At 74.7% G+C, this 18,381-nt stretch carries 13 protein-coding genes and 1 pseudogene; 5 read left to right on the plus strand and 9 right to left on the minus strand.

The features are described 5' to 3' along the window. Positions 1–59: 59 nt before the first annotated feature. Both WME96_RS12180 and WME96_RS12185 read right to left on the minus strand, forming a co-directional pair. A complete protein-coding gene (locus WME96_RS12180) occupies positions 60–2,024 on the minus strand; it encodes a serine/threonine-protein kinase (protein WP_437290311.1) in 1,965 nt (654 codons plus the stop codon). A gap of 57 nt (positions 2,025–2,081) precedes the next feature. After that, positions 2,082–2,573 (minus strand): SMI1/KNR4 family protein, encoded by a 492-nt coding sequence (locus WME96_RS12185; protein ID WP_437290312.1) that lies wholly within the window; start codon positions 2,571–2,573, stop codon positions 2,082–2,084. Between the two features lie 240 nt (positions 2,574–2,813). Here WME96_RS12185 and WME96_RS12190 point away from each other — a divergent pair, with 240 nt between their 5' ends. Continuing rightward, positions 2,814–3,629, plus strand: a complete 816-nt coding sequence (locus WME96_RS12190) for a uracil phosphoribosyltransferase (protein ID WP_437290313.1) — start codon at positions 2,814–2,816, stop codon at positions 3,627–3,629. Between the two features lie 33 nt (positions 3,630–3,662). Here WME96_RS12190 and WME96_RS12195 read toward each other — a convergent pair whose 3' ends face one another. Together WME96_RS12195 and WME96_RS12200 are read right to left on the minus strand one after the other, a co-directional pair. Next, complete coding sequence (locus tag WME96_RS12195; protein ID WP_437290314.1) at positions 3,663–4,742, minus strand: hypothetical protein; 1,080 nt, start codon at positions 4,740–4,742, stop codon at positions 3,663–3,665. Between the two features lie 10 nt (positions 4,743–4,752). Beyond that, positions 4,753–7,602 (minus strand): protein kinase domain-containing protein, encoded by a 2,850-nt coding sequence (locus tag WME96_RS12200; RefSeq protein WP_437290315.1) that lies wholly within the window; start codon positions 7,600–7,602, stop codon positions 4,753–4,755. 141 nt (positions 7,603–7,743) lie between these two features. Here WME96_RS12200 and WME96_RS12205 point away from each other — a divergent pair, with 141 nt between their 5' ends. Continuing rightward, positions 7,744–9,312, plus strand: a complete 1,569-nt coding sequence (locus tag WME96_RS12205; protein ID WP_437290316.1) for a hypothetical protein — start codon at positions 7,744–7,746, stop codon at positions 9,310–9,312. Between the two features lie 118 nt (positions 9,313–9,430). Here WME96_RS12205 and WME96_RS12210 read toward each other — a convergent pair whose 3' ends face one another. The 5 genes and pseudogenes from WME96_RS12210 to WME96_RS12230 form a co-directional block, all read right to left on the minus strand. Further along, entirely contained in the window at positions 9,431–10,639 is a 1,209-nt protein-coding gene (locus WME96_RS12210) for a CaiB/BaiF CoA transferase family protein (protein WP_437290317.1), read from the minus strand. 183 nt (positions 10,640–10,822) lie between these two features. Beyond that, positions 10,823–11,167: an SCP2 sterol-binding domain-containing protein gene (locus WME96_RS12215; RefSeq protein ID WP_061615991.1), complete on the minus strand. Its 345-nt coding sequence runs from the start codon at positions 11,165–11,167 to the stop codon at positions 10,823–10,825. A 159-nt stretch (positions 11,168–11,326) separates the two neighbouring features. Further along, on the minus strand, positions 11,327–12,502 hold the full coding sequence (locus WME96_RS12220) for an IMP dehydrogenase (RefSeq protein WP_437290318.1): 1,176 nt from the start codon (positions 12,500–12,502) through the stop codon (positions 11,327–11,329). Positions 12,503–12,800: 298 nt separating this feature from the next. Beyond that, a complete protein-coding gene (locus tag WME96_RS12225) occupies positions 12,801–12,962 on the minus strand; it encodes a hypothetical protein (protein WP_437290319.1) in 162 nt (53 codons plus the stop codon). A gap of 103 nt (positions 12,963–13,065) precedes the next feature. Continuing rightward, positions 13,066–13,329, minus strand: a pseudogene (locus WME96_RS12230) (biotin carboxylase N-terminal domain-containing protein); the annotation flags it as partial. 156 nt (positions 13,330–13,485) lie between these two features. On the opposite strand from WME96_RS12230, the gene xseA reads away from it, so the two are divergent. The 3 genes from xseA to WME96_RS12245 are packed head-to-tail and all read left to right on the plus strand — an operon-like array spanning position 13,486 to position 18,360. Beyond that, entirely contained in the window at positions 13,486–15,204 is a 1,719-nt protein-coding gene (gene xseA / locus WME96_RS12235; RefSeq protein ID WP_437290320.1) for an exodeoxyribonuclease VII large subunit, read from the plus strand. Beyond that, on the plus strand, positions 15,191–16,177 hold the full coding sequence (locus WME96_RS12240) for a shikimate dehydrogenase family protein (RefSeq protein WP_437290321.1): 987 nt from the start codon (positions 15,191–15,193) through the stop codon (positions 16,175–16,177). Before xseA ends, WME96_RS12240 begins: the two co-directional genes overlap by 14 nt. Continuing rightward, on the plus strand, positions 16,174–18,360 hold the full coding sequence (locus WME96_RS12245; protein WP_437290322.1) for an amylo-alpha-1,6-glucosidase: 2,187 nt from the start codon (positions 16,174–16,176) through the stop codon (positions 18,358–18,360). Before WME96_RS12240 ends, WME96_RS12245 begins: the two co-directional genes overlap by 4 nt. Positions 18,361–18,381: the final 21 nt, after the last annotated feature.

Raw genomic sequence — 18,381 nt, forward strand, 5'->3', positions numbered from 1 at the left:
GAGCGCCTCGCGCGGGGCGCGCGCGCCAGAAGGCCGCCGCTCCGGAGCGGCGTGTCGCGTCACATCCTCGACAGCGTGCTCACGACGCGCGTGGCGGGGAGGGCGCTGAGGCCGACGCAGCTCACGACCTTGTTGCGCTCCATCACGAAGTTGCCCGCGGACGGCTCGATCTTCGCGAACTCGACGCTCAGGCGCGTCCCGTCGAAGCTCGCGCGCAAGGGACGGCCCTCCACGGCGCTGCGGACGTCCTGGCAGGTGCCGCGCGAGCGCGACGGATCGAACTGGCGCGACTCGGGCGCGATGAACCGGAGCCGGTCCTCCACGGCGAACACCCCGGTCTCCCCGGGGATCTCGCGCAGCGAGAAGCGGGCCTCGCCCTCCACGTAGTCCTGCGGCGCGAACTGCTCGGGGTGGCGGACCCGGAACTCGAGCGTCTCGCCGGCGAGGACGGCCTCGAGCTCGCGCCCGTTGCCGACCCACAGGCCGGTGAGGCCCGCGAGCGGCGACGGATCCGGCGGCGGCGCGCTCGCCTCAGGGGCGGCGGAGCTCGCGCTGGTCACCGGGGCCGGCGGCGGCGCGGCGCCCCTCCGGCGGCCGTCGCGCGGCTTGTCGAGCACGCCCAGCCAGAGCAGCGCGGCCGCCCCGCCGAACATCACGAGGGCGCCGGCGCCGATCGCGAGCCGCGACCCCCGCCCGCGATGCGACCTCGCAGGCCTGCCCGCCAGCGGGCCACCCGTGGCCGCGTCGCGGATCTCGTCCACGGTCGTGGCCGCCGGCGGCGGCGGCCGGCTCGACGCGCCGAGGGGCGCCGCGGTCGCGGCCGGCGCGGGGCGGGCGATCGCGTCGAGCGCCGCGAGCATCTCCTCGCAGCTCGAGAAGCGGTCCGCCCTGTCCTTGGCGCACGCCTTCCGGAGGAACGCGTCGAGCTCCGGCGGGACGTCGCGCCGCACCGCGCTGACGCTGGGGAGCGGCACCTCCGCGTGGAGCCGCATGATCTCGACATCGCTCTCGGCGTCGAACGGCACCTGCCCGATCAGCATCTCGTAGAGCACGACGCCGAGCGCGTAGATGTCCACCCGCTTGTCGAGGTCGCGGCGCCCGAGGACCTGCTCCGGGGACATGTAATAGAGCGAGCCGATGATCCCCTTGGTCATCCCGCGCCCCGCGAGCGCGTCGGCCTCGGCCTTGGCGATGCCGAAATCGGTCACCTTCGCGACGCCGTCCTTGCGGCGGATCAGGACGTTCGCAGGCTTGAGATCGCGGTGGATCACCCCCTCGCGGTGCGCGGCCGCGATGCCGGAGGCGAGCTGCCGGAAGATCGAGAGCGCCTCGGGCAGCGGCATCGGCCGGCGCTCCTCGGCGTACCTGGCGAGCGTCTGCTCCAGGCTCTCGCCGTCGATGTACTGCATGACGAGCCAGAGATCGTCCCGCTCCGCGACCACGGCCTTCAGGTGGACGACGTTCGGATGATCGATCTGCGCCAGCGCGCGGCCCTCGGCGAGCGTCCGCGCGCGCACGTCGGGCCGGTGACCGAGCTCCTGCCGCACCGCCTTCAGGACCACGTGCAGCCCGGTGTGGACGTCCCGCGCGAGGTAGACGACCCCCATGCCGCCCTCGCCGAGCACCCGCTCGACCACGTACTTCTGATCGACGAGCGTCCCCGCCGGCAGGTGACCCCCTGGAGCCCGCCGCGGGAGCGAGCCCGCCAGCGGCGCCGGGACGACGTGCGGCGCCGCCGCCGCCGCGCTCGCGCCGCCGCCGGAGGCCGGCACGAGCAAGGCGCTCCCGAAGGCCGGCGGGAGCTTCGCGCCGTCAGCGCCGAAGGCCGCCTGGCTGACGCGGTGCGCTGGATCCTCGGGCAGCAGCGCTTCGGTCAGCGGCTGGCCCGGGACGGTCGCCTGCGCGTGGGGCGCAGGAGACGCGGAGGGCGTCGCGACGCCCCGCGCGGCCATCGACGCGCCGCACGACACGCAGAACCGGGCGGAACCCGGGTTCTCTGCATTGCAAGCCGGGCACCTGGCCATGGCACGGTCAGCTCGATCCCCAGCGCGCCCGGCGAGCGGCGCGCCGTGGACGCTCCGTCACGTCCAGTGGCCCGCGCGCAGGGCCGCGGAGTCGATCGTCTTGATCTTCGGCGCGAGCGCCTCGCGGAAGATCGCCTCGTCGTCGTCGTCGAGGCCGCTCTCGCCGAAGCCGGACGCGACCTCCATCGAGGTCGCGAGGATGCGAAGGAACTGCTGGAAGCTCGACGCGCAGAGCTCCGGCTTGAGCGACTCGGTCCCGGTCATGCAGGTGAACACGGGACAGTCCCCTTCGGCGTCGAGCTTCGAGATATCGAGGAAGTAGGGATCTCCCAGCAGGGCGCTGCGCGCGATGAGGATCCAGCTCTTGCGCCAGCCCGCGAGGGAGCTCTCGCCGCCGCTCGCCTGCTGCTCGGCCGCGAGCTTCTCCGAAGGGATGAGGCGTACGCGCTCGACCGGCGTCACCGTCTCGACGTCGAGCGGGTCTGCCTCCAGCAGGAAAGCGCGGTACCTGGCGGGCACCCGCAGCGTCCTGCGCAGCTCTTCCACCACCGCTGGAGCCGCCTTTCCGAACCTCGCGGGGATGCCTCTTCGGGCAAAGGCATCCTTGAGCGCCGTAACCGACTCGGCAAGGTCGCTATCCACCGAACATCCCTTCCTTTGCAAGTCCACCGGGCGACCCGCTGGGGCGGGCGCCCTCATCGCTTCGAAACCGTTTCGCTCCCGGGGAGAGCTCCGGCGCGCACCCGGAGGAATACCCCGCGCCGGGCCAGGTAGTGTAACAGAAAAACGATGGTCGACGTTGCGTACGCTGAGAGTCGATTCCGGCCCCCCGAAATCGCCCACCGGTACGGTCCGGGCGTGCACCTCCTCGATGACCCACTCGCATGGACGCTGCTGGCTCGAGCCTGCTCCCCGGAGACGGGTCAGCCCGACGTCGGGCGCCTCGTCGGCGTTCTCTACCAGATCCTGGCGCGCGTGGTCTTCGCCGCCGAGCTGGGGCGCGCGCGCGTGGACGTCCCGACCCGGATGATCTCGTCCCATCCGGAGGCGGTCTACCGCGGCGCCGCGCTCTCGCGCGCGACCAAGGTGGTCACGGTGGGCATCGCGCGCGCCGGGACGATGCCCTCGCAGGTCGTCTACGAGCTCCTGAACGAGGTCCTCGACCCCGCGCTGGTCCGGCAAGATCACCTGTTCATGAGCCGGCAGACGAACGAGCAGGGCGAGGTCATCGGCGCGACATGGCACGACGCCAAGATCGGCCGCGACGTCGAGGGCCGCCACGTGCTCTTCCCCGATCCGATGGGCGCCACGGGCACATCCATGGTCAGCGCCCTCTCCTACTACAAGACCGCGCTCGAGGGGCGGCCGGCCAAGTGCATCACCATGCACCTCATCGTCACGCCCGAGTACATCCGCCGCGTCACAGACGCCCACCCGGACGCCATCATCTACGCGCTGCGCCTCGATCGCGGCCTCTCGCCGGCGCGCGTCCTCAAGACCGAGCCGGGCACGCACTGGGACGAGGAGCGCGGCCTGAACAACATCCAGTACATCGTGCCGGGCGCCGGCGGCGTCGGCGAGATCCTCAACAACGCCTGGCTGTAGGCGCGCGGATCGGTCGAACGAGGGCAGGGCGCGTCAGCGGCGGCGCTTCGCGCGGCGGTTGTGGCCGACGGCGAGCGCGCGGTAGTCGATCGCCGCGTGCGGCCGGCTCATCGCGGGGCGCAGGTCGCCGCAGAGCCGCGTGAGCTCCGCGATCATCGCGCCGAGGTCGCTCGCGCCCGCGGCCCGGCGCTGCGCGAGCTCGCCGTAGGCAGCCTCGAGCGACGCGATGCCCTTGCCCGAGACGTGGCCGCGGCGCGACAGGTCGACGTAGCTCCGCGCGAGCGCGGCGCTGTCGAAGTTGTGGGCCACGACCAGATCCTGGGCGACGCGGAGCACGGCGTGCGCGCCGATGCGGCCGTCCTCGTGCAGCACGAAGGCCGCCTGCAGGTAGTTGTAGAAGGGGACCACCCGGTCCCCGAAGATCCGGAAGTCCGAGGGGGACGACTGCCGGTCGAGGTGGATGAGGATCCGCTCGACCACGGGGCCCTTCTCCACGTAGCTCGCGAACCGGATCGCATCGAGGATGGTGTCGTCATAGGCGTGCCCGAGCCGCATCACCTCGCCGAGCTCCAGCGGGGTGACCCGCCCCTCGCAGACGTCGGCGTACAGGGAGTAGACGAACGCGTCGGCCTCGGCGTCGTCGCCGAGGAGCACCTCGCGGATCAGCGCGCCGCTCGGGTCGCGCTGGCTCGTGAGCTCGCAGCGCCGCTGGAGCAGCGCGGGCAGCTTGTAGCCGAGCTGGCCGCGCAGCGCGCGAAAGCGCAGCCTGAGGATGTTCTGCAGGTTGGGCTTCAGCGTGAGCGACGCCCAGCGCGCGCCGTCGAGCCGCAGCTTCTGCTCGATGCGGGAGCGGAGCTGCTCCGGGCTGCCCGAGAGGATGTGCGTCTCGACCCCGGCGCGGCCGAGCTCGCGCAGCAGCGACCCCGCGCCGGGCACCGTGCGCTTCTGATCCGGCCGCTCGATCGCGGTCCGTACGAGATCGCGCAGCGTGTCGAAGTCCGTGCGGAGGTAGGTCTTGTCGAGGTCCCACCGCGCGATGAACGGCGCGCGCTCGGCCGTCGCCGCTGCCTTCGCCGGAGATCGGGGCCCTTGCGCTCGTTCCTCGCCGTTCACGGTGCCCCGCTCAGCGCGACATCCACTCGCGCCGCATCTTGTCGAGCGACTGCACCACGTCGCTGTCGGCGCTCTGCCGCGCGAGGTCCATCGCCTCCCGCAGGTACATCGACGCCTCGCCCGTGCGCTCGCGCTGGTGCGCCACGTGCGCGAGCGCGCCCAGGACGAGCGCGCGATCGGGGCCGCCGGGGCCGGCGAGGTCGAGCGCCTCGCGCAGCACGCCGTCGGCGTCGGTCAGGTCGCCCGCGCGCGCGAGCGCCTCGCCGAGCTTGCGGCTGAAGATCAGGACCGCGCGCACCGGGTCGTCGAGCTCGCCCCGGAAGATCTCCCGCCGCGCCAGGTCGAGGCCGCGGCGCAGCGCGAGCACGCTGCCGGCGTTGTCCCCGCGCGCGGCGGCGCGATCCGCCGCCTGCTCGAGCAGCATCAGCGCGACGAACGCGTTCTGCGCGTGGTAGGCGTGGATCGCCTGCACCTCGATCGGCAGCGCGAGCGGGTCGCCCGCGCTGTCGAACGTCGCCTTGGCGTGCAGGTCGCGCCGGACGCCGGCCGGGATCGTCGCGAGCGTCACGTCGCGCAGGAGCGGGTGCGTCGTGCGGATGCCGCTCGCGTGCTCCTCGATCATGCCCGCCGCGACCAGCTTGCCGAGCAGGTCGTCGAAGGCGCGGATGTCCGGGAGCAGGCGCTGCAGCGTCGGCCGGTCGGCCGCGTCGCCGATGACCGCGAGCGCCTGCAGCGTGCGGCGCGCGTCCTGCGGCAGCCGCTCGATGCGCGCGGCGACCAGGTCGGCCATCCGCGCGGGCGGGTCGCTGCCGCCCTCGAGCGTGTAGCGGACGAGCTGGTCGATGTAGAGCGGCGGCACCGTCGCGGCCTCGCCGCCCGGTCCGGACGGGCTCGCCGCGCTCGGCGGCAGGCCCAGCGCGGCCGGATCGGTCGCGCCGTCCGCGGCGTCGCGCCGCGGCGACAGGCGCGCGCCGCCCGTGCTCGGGGGCGTCTTGCGGGCGCCGCGGTGGTCCAGGCTCACGCTGCTCCGGAGGAGCGAGAGCGCGGTGTCCTTAGGCAGGCCGCCGAGCGTGCGCGCGGCCCCGCCCCACTCGGGATCGAAGCCCGGCGTGTGGCTGGCGACGATGAGCAGCGCCGCGAGCGGCGGCTCCGCGATCACGTCGGCGAACGCGTTCCGGCTCGCGCCGTCGACGGCGTGCAGATCGTCGACCGCGAGCAGGACGCGGTGCGGGAAGGCGGCCTGCTGCGCGCGCGAGAGCGCCCAGCGCAGCGCCTCCGCGGCGATGAAGCGGCGGTCGTCGGGCGACAGGCCCCCGGCGGCCGGCTTGTTCCAGGCGTGCCTGCGCACGTCGCTGCCGCGGTCGCCCTTGCCGAAGATCTCGAGCAGGCCGCGCCGCGCCTCGGGCGTCGCGCCGCTCCAGTTCGACGCGTTGCCGCCGTCGGGCGGGAGCTCGGCGAGCCCGGCGATCGCCCAGCGGAGCGCGTAGTAGCCGACCTCGGCGCTCCACGGATCCGGGCCGGTCTGGATCACGACGTCGCCACGGCTCGCGGCGACGTCGAGGAACTCGCGGAGGAGCCGCGTCTTGCCGACGCCGTGCTCGCCGACGATGCGCGCGGCGACGACCGAGCCCTCGACGTCCGCGAGGCAGCCGTCGAGCCACGCGAGGTCGTCCTCGCGCGCCGCGAACGGGAGCGGGAGCGGGGGCGCCGAGGACGCGCGATCGCGCCGGGCGGTGGGGGGCGCGGCGCCCTGCGCGGCGCGCGGCGCCGGGGCGGGCGCGTGCGGCTGCGCGATCCGGGCGCCGCACTCGCCGCAGAACTTCTGGCCGCGCGGCACGATGGCGCGGCACGCGGCGCAGATGACCGTCGCCTCGGCGAACGAGAAGCGGCCCGAGGGCGTGTCGAACGTGCCGACCGCCGACCGGAGCGCGGCCGCGAACTCGTCCGCGGACTGGTAGCGGCGCGAGGCCTCCTTCTCGAGCGCGCGGAGCGTGACCTCGACGAGCGGCTCGGGGATCTCGCGCTCGGGCGCGACGAGCGCCGGATCCGGCGGCGGCAGGGAGAGGTGCATCAGCACGACCTGCGTCGGCGACTCTGCCTCGAAGGGGAGCCGGCCGGTGAGGAGCTGGAACAGGATGACGCCGCACGCGTAGAGGTCGCTTCGCGCGTCGATCGGGTCGCCGCGGCCCTGCTCCGGGGCCATGTAGTCCGGGGTCCCGCAGACGATGCCCGGGCTCGTGATGTTCGTCGTCGCGACCTCCGCCTTCATCTTCGCGAGGCCGAAGTCGACGACCTTCACGAAGTCGCCGCCCGAGCGCATCGGCTCGAGCACGATGTTCTCGGGCTTGAGATCGCGGTGGATGATGCCGAGGTGGTGCGCCTCGAAGAGCGCCGCGAGAACCTGGCAGAGGATGTCGACGATGCGGCGGAAGGGGAGCGGGCCGTCCTCGTAGACGACGCGGGCGAGGTCGCGCCCGCGCAGGAACTCCATGACCAGGTAGAGCTGGCCGCCGTTCTTGCCGAAGTCGATGACCCCGACGGAGTTCGGGTGGTTCAGGCGGCTCGCGGCGCGCGCCTCGGTGATGAACCGGACGGACGCGCTCTCGTCGCCGAGCAGGTGCGGATGGATGATCTTGACGGCGACCGTGCGCCCCAGGGCCTTCTGCTCGGCCCGGTACACGCGCCCCATGCCGCCCACCCCGACGAGCTCCAGGATCACGTAGTTGCCCGGGAGCGTGGTGCCGATCAGCGGGTCGTCGGACGTCCGGTTGAACTCCGAGATCGGGAAGCCGCACACCGGGCAGAATTTGTGCGCCTGCTCGCACGGATTCGCGCATTGCGGGCAGACCACTGTGGACACGCGCGGGACCTTACCACGTTCGGGATAGCGATTGGGGTCGAGGTCGGCGCCGGCCCCCGGGGCGCGGCCGGGAGGGGGGCGGGGGGGCTCGTCCAGCCGTCTGTTAGGTCCTGGATCCCACTTGGGGTAACCTCGGGCGCGATGGTTACGCCTCGCCTACGTCTCGGTCAGCTCCTGGTCGACGCGCGGATGATCACCCAGGAGGCCCTCGAGAGCACCCTGGACATGCAGCGCACGGACGGGCGGCGGCTCGGGACGCTCCTCGTCGAGCAAGGTCTCATCAACGAGACCCAGCTGACGCAGATCCTGTCACACCAGCTCGCCGTTCCCTGGGTGTCGCTGCTCCACATCGAGTTCTCGCGACAGCTGCTCAACCTCGTGCCGCACGACGTGGCCGAGCGGTACTGCCTCGTGCCGATCTACGTGCGCCACGTCCGCAACCAGGGCGAGACGCTCTACGTCGCCATGGACGATCCGACGAACGAGGACGGCATGAAGGAGTGCATGGCGTTCTCCGGGCTGCCCGTGCGCGCGATGATCGCTCCGCCGAGCGACATCCGTAACGCGATCCGCGTTTACTACGGGGCGCGGGCGCGCTCGGCGCCGCCGCCGGCGCCCGCGCAGCGCGCGCAGGTGAGCGAGCCGCAGTCGCGGGCGCGCCCCGTCGATCCGCCGCCGTCCTCGGAGCTCGCCAGGGCGCCGGAGACCGCGAGGCACTCGGAGGAGGTCGCGTCGACGCCGGAGCCGCTGCTGCTGACGAGGCCCGCGCTCCGCTCCGGGGCCCGGCTCGTCGAGGACGCGCTGCCGGCGATCGAGACCTCGGAGGTCGACGCCGACGACGTGGGCGTCCTCGACGACGAGCTGGGATGGGAGGCGCCGCGCCCCGCGCAGCGGCCTGTGGAGCGGGAGGTCCGCGGCCGCCCGGAGGAGCGGCAGATCCGCGGGCGCCCCGACGAGCGCTCGCGGCCGACGCTGAAGGTGGCGCCGTCGCCCGAGCTGCTCGCGGCCGCGCAGGCAGCGCAATCCGCGCAGGCGGCGCAGTCCTCGCAGGCGGCGCAGTCCGCGCCGACGACGCAGTCCGCGCCGACGACGCAGTCCGCGCCGGCCACGCCGTCGGAGCGGCGGAAGACGCTGCGCCCGAGCACCGCGCCGGGGCCCGTGACGCCCGCCAGCGAGACGGCGCCGAGCATGGACATGGCGCCCGCGCCGAGCACGCCGGCGGCGGCGCTCCTCGGCGCCGTGCTCGGGCGCGCGAGCGCCGCGGCGCGCAGCGTCCCGGAGAGCCCCCCGGAGCCGCCGCCGGCGACCGCGCCGGCGGACTACGGCGAGGAGCCCCCGAGCGAGCGCGAGGTGCGCAACATCCCCGCGCCGCAGGGCCGCGGCCGGCGCCGGATGGTCTCGCTCACGCTCCTCGACGGCACGACGATCACGCTCCCCGCGCGCGGGAGCAAGCCGCAGCGCCAGGCGGCCCCCGCCCCCCGGGCCGCAGCGCAGTCCGATCCGCCGCCGGCGCCGGCCGCGGACGATACGGGCCTGACCGCGCGCGACCTGGTCTCCGCGCTCCGCGCCGTCTCGCACGGCGCCGACGCGAGCGAGATCCTCGGGAACAACGTGCGCTGGGAGGCGATGTTCGCGGCGCTCCTGTCGCTGCTGCTCAAGAAGCACCTGATCGCCGACTGGGAGTTCGTCGACGAGCTGAAGAAGATCTGAGGCGAGCGACGCGAGGCCGAGCGCCGGGCTGACGGCGGCGCTCGGCGCGACGCGCCGGCGGTCAGCGCGCCTCGCGATCCGTTCGCCGGCGCGCCGTCAGCGCGCGCCTTGACGGCGGTCAGCGCGCCTCGCGCGCCGCGCCGGCGCGGATCAGCGCGTCGATGTCCGCTTCCGAGAAGCCCGCGTCGCGGAGCACGGCGCGCGTGTGCTCTCCGGCGCCGGGCGCCGGCGCGAACGCGACCCCGCGCGGCGTGACGGGCGTCCTGATCTGCGGGATCGGGCCGCGCGCCGAGGCGATCTCGAAGAGGAGCCCGCGCGACGCGAGGTAGGGATCGGCGGCGGCGCCTCGCGGATCGAGGACCGGCTCGAGGCAACAGTCGCGCTCGGCGGAGAACGCCTCCCATTCGGCGCGCGTCCTCCCCCGGAAGACGGCGGCGAGCTTGCGCTTGAGCTCGATCTGATGCGGCCCGGGGCGCAGCGCGCCGAGGTCGGGATCGAGGCCAGCTCCCTCGCAGAACGAGGCCCAGAACTTCGGCTCGAGCGCGGCGAGCGCCATCGCGTGCCCGTCCTTCGAGAGGTAGGTGTTGTACGGCGCGATGCCGCCGGTGAGCAGCTCGTCGCCCGCGGCGCGCCCGTGCGGGGCCTCGCCGTCGCGGTCCGCCCCCCGCGCGCGAGCGCCGCCCGCGAGCGCCTCGGCGAGCGACGGGAGGGCGAAGCCGAGCACGCCGTCCGTCATGGCGATGTCGAGCACCGCGCCGCGCCCGGTGCGCTCGCGCTCCCGCAGCGCGGCGAGGACGGCGACGGCGCACCACAGGCCGCCGCTCACGTCAGCGACCTGGAAGCCAGGCACCTGCGGCGGGCCCTCGGCGGGTCCCTGCGCGCCGAGGACCCCGGCGCGCGCGACGTAGTTCAGATCGTGCCCCGCGCGCTCGGCCAGGGCGCCGGTCTGGCCGTAGCCGGTCAGCGCACAGACGATGAGCCGCGGGTTGTCCGCGCGCAGCGCCTCGTGGCCGAGCCCGAGCCGATCGAGCACCCCCGGGCGGAACTGATCGACGAGCACGTCGTACGTCGCGGCGAGCCGCCGGAAGGCGTCGCGCCCCTCGGGCTTCTTGAGGTCGAGCAGGGCGCTGCGCTTGCCCCGGTTCAGGAGCTGGAACGCCGCCGATTCCCCGGCGATCTGGGGGGAGATGTGGCGCAGGAGGTCGCCGCCGGCGACGTCCTCGATCTTGTCGACCGTCGCGCCGAGATCCGCGAGCACGAGGGTCGCGAAGGGCCCCGGCAGGAGCCTCGAGAGATCGAGGATGCGCGTGTCGGTGAGCGGGCGCATGGCGACCTCTTTGTCCTGCGCGGGCTGCGGTGGGGAGGAAAAGAGACGGAGGTGATGTCCGCCGTGCCGCACGTCCCGGCGCCCAGCCGGCGCCTCGTGGCCGCGGTGGTCGCGCCCGGGCCGCGCCCCGGCGGCGGCCCGTCGCGGCGCGCGGCGGCGCCCAGCGAGCCGCCGGCGCCTGGATCAGCCCGCGTTGAGCTGGAACAGCTTCGGGAGCTTCATCGCGAGCATCTGGTTGCCCGTGACCTTGAGCTTGCCCGCGAAGAAGAGCTGCATCGAGTTCGCCTGCGGGTTCTCGTGCAGCTTCTGGAAATCCTCGGCGGTCAGCGCGATCGTGACGTCCGCGTTGCCGGGGTTGCCGGGGGCGATGCTGGGCGTGGCGCTCGCCAGGTCGATCAGCCACTCGCCGCCGCCGTCGCCCGTCACGTTGATCTGATACTTCCCGCCGATCTGCTTGGCCGTGTCGGAATTCTTCGCCAGGGCAGCAGGGAGCTCCTCGTTGAACAGTCTCTGGATATCGACGGCCATGGATCGCCTCCGGATCTCGTGTGGGACGTGGTGACTTGAATCGACCGAGTACTGGGCGCGGTTTACCCGCGCCCGAACGCGCGCGTCAAGCGAAGCCCGACGTCGGAGCTCGCCCGAGTCGTTCCGTCAGGACTACCCTGGCGCGCGCGTCGTCGTGCTTCATGCGCGCGCGCGCGGCGCCTGCGCGGCAGGGCGAGGCGCCTTGTCCAGCGCGGATCGGATCGGGACCATCAGCAGGCGATCGATGGCCACGCGCTGATCGCCGGGCGGCGGGCTCTCCGGCGAGCCCTGCATCAGCCGGAGGTCGCGGAGCGCGCCGCGATCCAGCGGGCCGAGCGACGCGCTCGGCGCGTCGAGCGCCGGCGTCATCGCAGGGAGCAGGCAGACCAGGACGATCTCGTTCGTCCCCTGCCGCACCCAGGTGCCCTGGTAGACCGCGAGCGCCTGGCCGAGCGCCTCCTGGAACACGAACGCGCGCCACTCGAGCGGCGCTGTCAGATCGAAGACACGGCCGCCGGCGCGGAGCTCCAGGCTGTCGAGGCTGAGCGTCGCGCCGCGCGCGTCGGTCGCGAGGAAGCGATCGAGGCACCCGGGCGAGCGCGCCGTGAGCTCGTCGAGGAGCGCGGCGAGCGCCGCGGGGCCGAGCGAGATCGGCTCGCCGTCCGGGCCGATCGCGTCGAGCCCGACGTCGTCGGAGCCCACGACGGACGCGCGGTCGAGCAGCGCGGCGAAGGTGCGGCGCGACGGGCCGTCGAAGCTGGCGCCGATCGAGGACATCCCGGCGCCGGAGCTGAGCAGGGCGACGATGCGATCGCGGCGCGGGGTCGCGAGGAGCGTCACGCCGAACCGCTCGCACGTCGCGAGCAGCACGTGCTGCGCGGCGCCGCCCTTGCCCTGGAGGACGAGCTGGTCGCCGTCGAGGCTCAGCCCGCGCCGGCTCGCCTGCGCGGGGGGCAAGAGGCGCCGCCGCCCCCGCGCGAGGAGCGCCACCGCCGCCGCGACGAGGGCGAGCGGCAAGAGCGCGCGGACCACCACGCTGCGCGCGGTCGCGACCAGCACGAGCGCGACCACGAGGAGCGGGATCGACCAGAGCCGCCGCGGGCGCGCGACCCCCGCCGGCGCCGCGTCGGGCGGGGTGGCGTCGAACCACCGCGGCGACGGGGAAGGCAGGGAATCCGTGGAAGACCCGGCGACTGCATCGCTCACCGGCTCGTCGGCGCGCTGCGCGGCCGGCCACCCCGTCGCGGGCGGAGGCTCGTGCGTGCGGGCCTCGATCGGTGGGAGCGTGGCGACGGCCTCAAGAGGGTCCTTCTGGCCCTTCGCCTCGCGTCCCATCGCACCTCCACCCCAGCCGAAAAGTTCGGGGTAGGATAGCATCGAGCGAGACCAGAGCGAGAGGAGACTTTGGGCGACGCGCTGCGTAGGTGGCGCGCTGTCGGTTTTCTCTTTTTCTCTTCGCGCTCCTCGGAATGCGCCGCGCGTCGCCGCGTGCTGTGGCATGGCGCCGCGCGGTCGCTCGCGCCTGGTCTCGCCTCCGGCGCGTCAGAGCACGACCGCGCGCTCTCGCCCTCCGGACGGCGGCGCAAGGGGCGCCCCGAGGCCGCGAGGAGCGCCGCGGGGGTACCCGAAGGGCTCACCTGAAGGCGCTGTGCTTCACCGGAAGACCCTGTGGCGGGTGACCAGGGCGAGAGCTGCGGGGCGCCCGGCGCGAGGGCGCTGGACACGGCCGGCGCCGCTGGATCGAGCCGTCGCGCTCGAAGACGTGCACGAGGTTGCCCTCGCGATCGCCGAGCATCGGGCTCTCGACGTGGCGCGGCCGGAGGCTCGCCTTCTCCAGCGCTCGTGGGCGGGCCGATGAAGGGGATGCCAGCCCGCTCGCACGCTTCCGCGAACTCACGGTTTTCCGAGAGGAACCCGCACCCGGGGTGGATGGAGCCGGCCCCCGAGCGCCGGGCGACGTCGAGGATGCGATCGATGCGGAGGTAGCTCTCGCCCGCAGGTGCGGGGCCGATGGGGTACGACTCGTCCGCGAGGCGGACATGGAGGCTGCCGCGGTCCACGTCGCCGTGGACGGCGACGCCCTGGATGCCGGCCTCATGCAGCGACCGGAGGATTCGGACGGCGATCTCGCCGCGGCTCGCGATGAGGACCTTGCGGATCACGAGCCGGCCTTATCACCCGAAAGCGCCTGCGCGCGTGGCGCCCTCGCGGAGCGGCCTCGCGTCGAGCCTCGCAGCGGGCCGGACCGCGGGCTTCCCTGATACGGGATCAGGCCGGAGAGTCTTTCCCCAGGCCGAGCAAAAGGGTAGGTCTGCCCTGTGCAGCGCCGCGAACTACCGCCCGAGCTCTCGTTCGCGGCCATCCCCGCCGCCGAGCCGCGCGAGCTCGCGAGCCCGCCGCCCTCGCGCCGCCAGAAGGGCGCCGAGCCGGAGGTTGTCTCGGTCGCGGAGCTGGATCGCCGGCTGAAGCGCATCCTCGAGGGGTCGACCGCCGACGTGCGCGTCGAGGGCGAGATCTCGGGCCTGCGCGTCGTGGGCAGCGGCCACGCGTACTTCACGCTCAAGGACGAGAGCGAGGAGGCGGCGATCGACTGCGTGATGTACCGGACCGCGGCGCCGCGCGCGCGCAAGCTGCTCGCCGACGGCGCGCGCGTGGTGCTCACGGGCCGCGCCACCGTCTACGTGCCGCGCGGCCGGCTCCAGTTCTGCGCCGACGACGCGCGCCTCGCCGGGCGCGGCGCGCTGCTCGAGGCGCTCTTCCGCCTCAAGGAGAAGCTCGCCGCCGAGGGGCTCTTCGCGCCGGAGCGCAAGCGCAGGCTGCCGGTCGATCCGCAGATCATCGGCGTCGTCACGAGCGGCGACGGCGCGGCGATCCACGACATCGTGACCGTCGCGTTCCGCCGCGGCGGCGCCCGGCTGATCCTCGCGCGCACGCCGGTCCAGGGCGCGGGTGCGGGGCAGCGGATCGTGCGCGCGATCGGGCTGCTCGAGGAGTTCCCGGGCATCGAGGTGATCATCGTGGGGCGCGGGGGCGGCTCGGCCGACGACCTCAGCGCGTTCAACGAGGAGATCGTCGTCCGGAAGGTCGCGGCCGCGCGCGTGCCGATCGTGAGCGCGGTCGGGCACGAGATCGACGTCGCGCTGACCGACCTCGCCGCCGACGCGCGCGCCGCCACGCCCTCGCAGGCCGCGGAGATGCTCGTCGCGGACGCGGCGGCGCGGCGCGCGGCGCTGGAGCACCTCGAGGCGCGCATGCGCCGCGCGATGGCCCACCGGCTCAGGGCCGCGCGCGCCGACGTCGACCGGCAGCGCGCCCGGCTCGGCTCGCCGGCGCAGATCCTGGCGGAGCCGCAGCAGCGGATCGACGACGCGGTGGCGCGGCTCCGGCGGCGCATGGAGCGGATCCTCGTCGAGGATCGCGCCGGGCTGCAGCGCCTCGAGCGGCGGCTCGCCGCGCGCCACCCGCGCGCGGTGATCGCCGGCGCCCGCGGGGCGCTCCGGCCGCTGTCGGTGCGCCTCGCCGCGGCCGCTCACCGCCACGTCGCCCTCCTGCGCGAGGGCTTCGCCAGGGACGTCGCCCGGCTCGAGGCGATGTCGCCGCTGCGCGTGCTCGCGCGCGGCTACGCCATCGCGACGGACGCGTCGGGCCGCGCGGTGCGCGATCACCGCGAGGTGGCGCCGGGCGATCCGATCGCGGTCCGCGTGCACCACGGCGCGGTGCTCGCGCGCGTCGTGGCCACCGCGGGGCCGGACGAGCCGCTCGTCGAGCCCGGCGAGCCCGCGACCGCCGCCGCCCCGCCCGCGGCCGCCGCCGCGCCCGCGCGCCAGAACGGCGGGCCGCGCGCCTCCGGGGCTGGCCGCGCGCCGAGGCGCAGCAGGTCGCGGCCCGGCGCGCCCGCGTGCGAGCAGCTCGGGCTCGGCTTCGTGGCCGAGGAGCGCGCCCCGACCTTCGGTCGCGCGGGCGCCTCCGGGCAGGTCTCGGCGGGGCAAGGCGGAGCAGAGGCCGGCCCGGAAGAAAGGCATCATGTCGAACCCTGAGCGGCGAATGTTCGGTCTGGTCGGGCACCCGGTGGGCCACTCGGTCTCGCCGGCGATGCACTCGGCCGCGTTTCGGGCGCACCAGCTGCCCCACATCTACAGCGCGTTCGATGTGCCCACCGGCGCGGAGCTCGCGCGCTTCGTCAGCGACATCCGGAGCGGCCTCATCGCGGGCGCGAACGTCACGATCCCGCACAAGCGCGCGATCATGTCGATGGTCGACGACGTCGACTCGAGCGCGGCCGAGGTCGGCGTCGCCAACGTCCTCTGCGCGACCGAGTCGCGGCGCGTGACCGCGCACAACACCGACGTGCTCGCGCTCCGCGACGAGCTCGCGCAGCTCCTCCGATCCGCCCCGCCCGGCGGGGACGATCCGGCCGGGCGGCCCGGCGCGCTCGCGAGCCCGCGGCAGCGCGCGGTCATCATCGGGGCCGGCGGCGCGGCGTTCGCGGCGATCGCCGCCTGCAAGATGCTCGGCTACCACCTCATCAGCGTGACCACCCGGTCGTGGACCAGCACCGAGGCGATGCTGGAGTCGCCGGCGGGGCAGCGCGCGTCCGAGCTCGGCGCGCTCACCGCGCCCTGGCCGATCCCGACCGACAGGTCGATCAGCAGCAAGTCCTCGGTGGCGCTGCGGCTCAACTGGAGCGAGTTCGCCGTCGCGGCCGACCTGATCATCCAGGCCACGAGCGCCGGCATGCTCGGCGGGCCGCCGGGCGAGGAGGTCACGAGCATCATCCCGTGGGACTCGCTCTCGCCGGACGTGTGCCTCTACGACGTCGTCTACAACCCGCCGGTGACCCCCTTCCTCCGGATCGCGCGCGAGCGGGGGCTCCGCGCGTCCGACGGGCTCGGGATGCTGGTCGGCCAGGCGGCGCAGTCGTTCACGCTCTGGACCGGCCTGCCGGCCCCGGTCGAGGTGATGCGCGCCGCCGCCGAGGACTCGCTCAGGAAGGCCACCGGCGGTCGATGAGCTCTGACGGATCCCGGAGGAGCGCTCCGGCTCACGACCCGATCTCGTCCCCGCCAGCGGCCTCGCGCCCCCAGGGCGCGGCGCTGGAGCACGCCTCGCCGTGGCCGCACGTCGAGGTGCGCGGCCAGCTCGCCATCGCGCGCAAGGAGTGGCTGCACACGAACGGGGCGGGCGCCTACGCGAGCTCGACGATCGCGTGCATGCACACGCGCCGCTACCACGGCCTGCTCGTCGCGGCCCTGGACCCTCCGCGGCGCCGGCACGTCATGCTCTCGCACGTCGACGCAAGCGTCCGCCCGCTCCGGGCCCAGAGCTCGCCGACCGACCGCCGGGCGTCGTGGCCGCGGTGGGATCTCGCCAAGCACCAGTTCCCGGGCATCGACCCGGAGGCCAGCTCGTTCTACCTGGAGCGGTTCGATCAGGACCCGCTTCCGCGCTGGGCGTACGCCCTGCCCGGCGGCGAGCTCGAGGTGACGCTCGGCCTCGTGCGCGGCGAGAACGCGGCCGTCCTGCGCTACACCTGGAGCGGGGCGGACCAGGTGATGCTGACGCTGCGCCCGCTCCTCGCGGCGCGCCACATGCACCAGCTCCTCCGCGAGAACGGCGGCATCTCCCAGAAGGTCGAGCTGCGCGCCGGCGCGGCGCGCGGAGAGCCCGGCGCGGGCCGGGACCGACCCGCGATCGGCGAGGTCCGGGTGCAGCCGAACCGCGCGCTGCCGCGGATCTGCTTCCGCTACCAGGGGACGTTCGTGGGCTCGCAGGACTGGTGGCGCCGGTTCGAGTACCTCGGCGAGCAGGATCGGGGCCTCGACTTCCTCGAGGACCTCTGGACGCCCGGCCACTTCGAGACGGTGATCGGCGCCGAGCCCGTCCACCTGCTCGTGGCGGTGGGCGCGCTGCCCGAGGCCGAGCCGGAGGACCTGCTCGCGGCGGCGAGCGCGGCGATCCGCGCCGAGGACCCGGGGCCCCGGCGGCCGCTGCTGGAGCGGCGGCTCACCATCGCGGCCGAGGCGTTCCGCGCGGACGCGGCCGCGCGGCCCGGCGTGATCGCGGGCTATCCGTGGTTCGAGGTCTGGGGCCGCGACGCGCTCATCTCGCTCCCCGGCCTCTACCTCGTGCCGCGCAAGACCGAGGGGGCGATCCGCGTCCTCCGCGCGATGATCGACGCGATGCAGGACGGCCTCGTGCCGAACCGGCTCCCCGACGCGGGCGAGCCCGCCGAGTTCCACACGGCGGACGCGACGCTGTGGCTGTTCGAGGCGGCCCGGCTGCTCGCCGACGCCGTCGGCGACACGCACCCGTTCGTCGCGGGCGAGCTCCTCGGCGCGCTGCGCGACGCGTTCGAGGCCGCCCTGCGCGGCACCAGGAACGGGATCCACATCACGGCCGACGGCCTCTTCGCCGCGGGCCGCAGCGGCGAGGGCGCGATCGACGGGCTCACGTGGATGGACGCGCGCGTCGGGGGCCGCGCGGTCACCCCGCGCGCCGGCTGCCCGGTCGAGCTGACCGCGCTGTGGGCGAAGGGCTCGGAGACGCTCGCGCGCCTCGCGCGCGCCGCCGGCGACGAGCGCCTCGCCGGGCGCGCGGAGGCGGCCGCCGCGGCGGCGCGCCGGGCCTTCGCGGCCCGCTTCTGGTGCGAGGAGACCCACTATCCCTACGACGTGATCTCGGAGCACGCGACGGGGGAAGGCGCGTTCCGCGACGCGACCGTCCGCGCCAACGCGGTGATCGCCGTCGCCGTGGATCCCGCGTGCTTCACGCCGGAGCAGGCCTCGGCGCTGCTCGAGCGGGCGCGCCTGGAGCTCGTCACCCCCGCCGGCGTGCGATCGCTCTCGCCCGCCGATCCCGCCTACGTGCCCCGGTACCAGGGGGGCCCCGACGCGCGCGACAGCGCCTACCACCAGGGCACGGTGTGGCCGTTCCTGCTCGGGTTCTACGCGCGCGCCGCGAAGCGCTACTCCACGCTCGGCGAGCACGTGATCCCGCTGCTCCACCGGCTCGTGGTCTCCGCGGCCTCGAACGAGATCGCGCTCAACCAGGTGCCCGAGGTCGCGTCCGGGGAGCCGCCGCATCACCCCGGCGGCTGCTTCGCCCAGGCGTTCAGCGTAGCGGAGCTCCTGCGCGTGATCGCCTGGGACCTGCCCCCGCCGGACCCGGGCGGGGCCGGCGCGCCGCCGCGCTGAGCTGCCGGGCCGCGCGCCCGC

The sequence above is a fragment of the Sorangium sp. So ce406 genome, from assembly GCF_051474675.1.
Classification (GTDB): domain Bacteria; phylum Myxococcota_A; class Polyangia; order Polyangiales; family Polyangiaceae; genus Sorangium; species Sorangium cellulosum_G.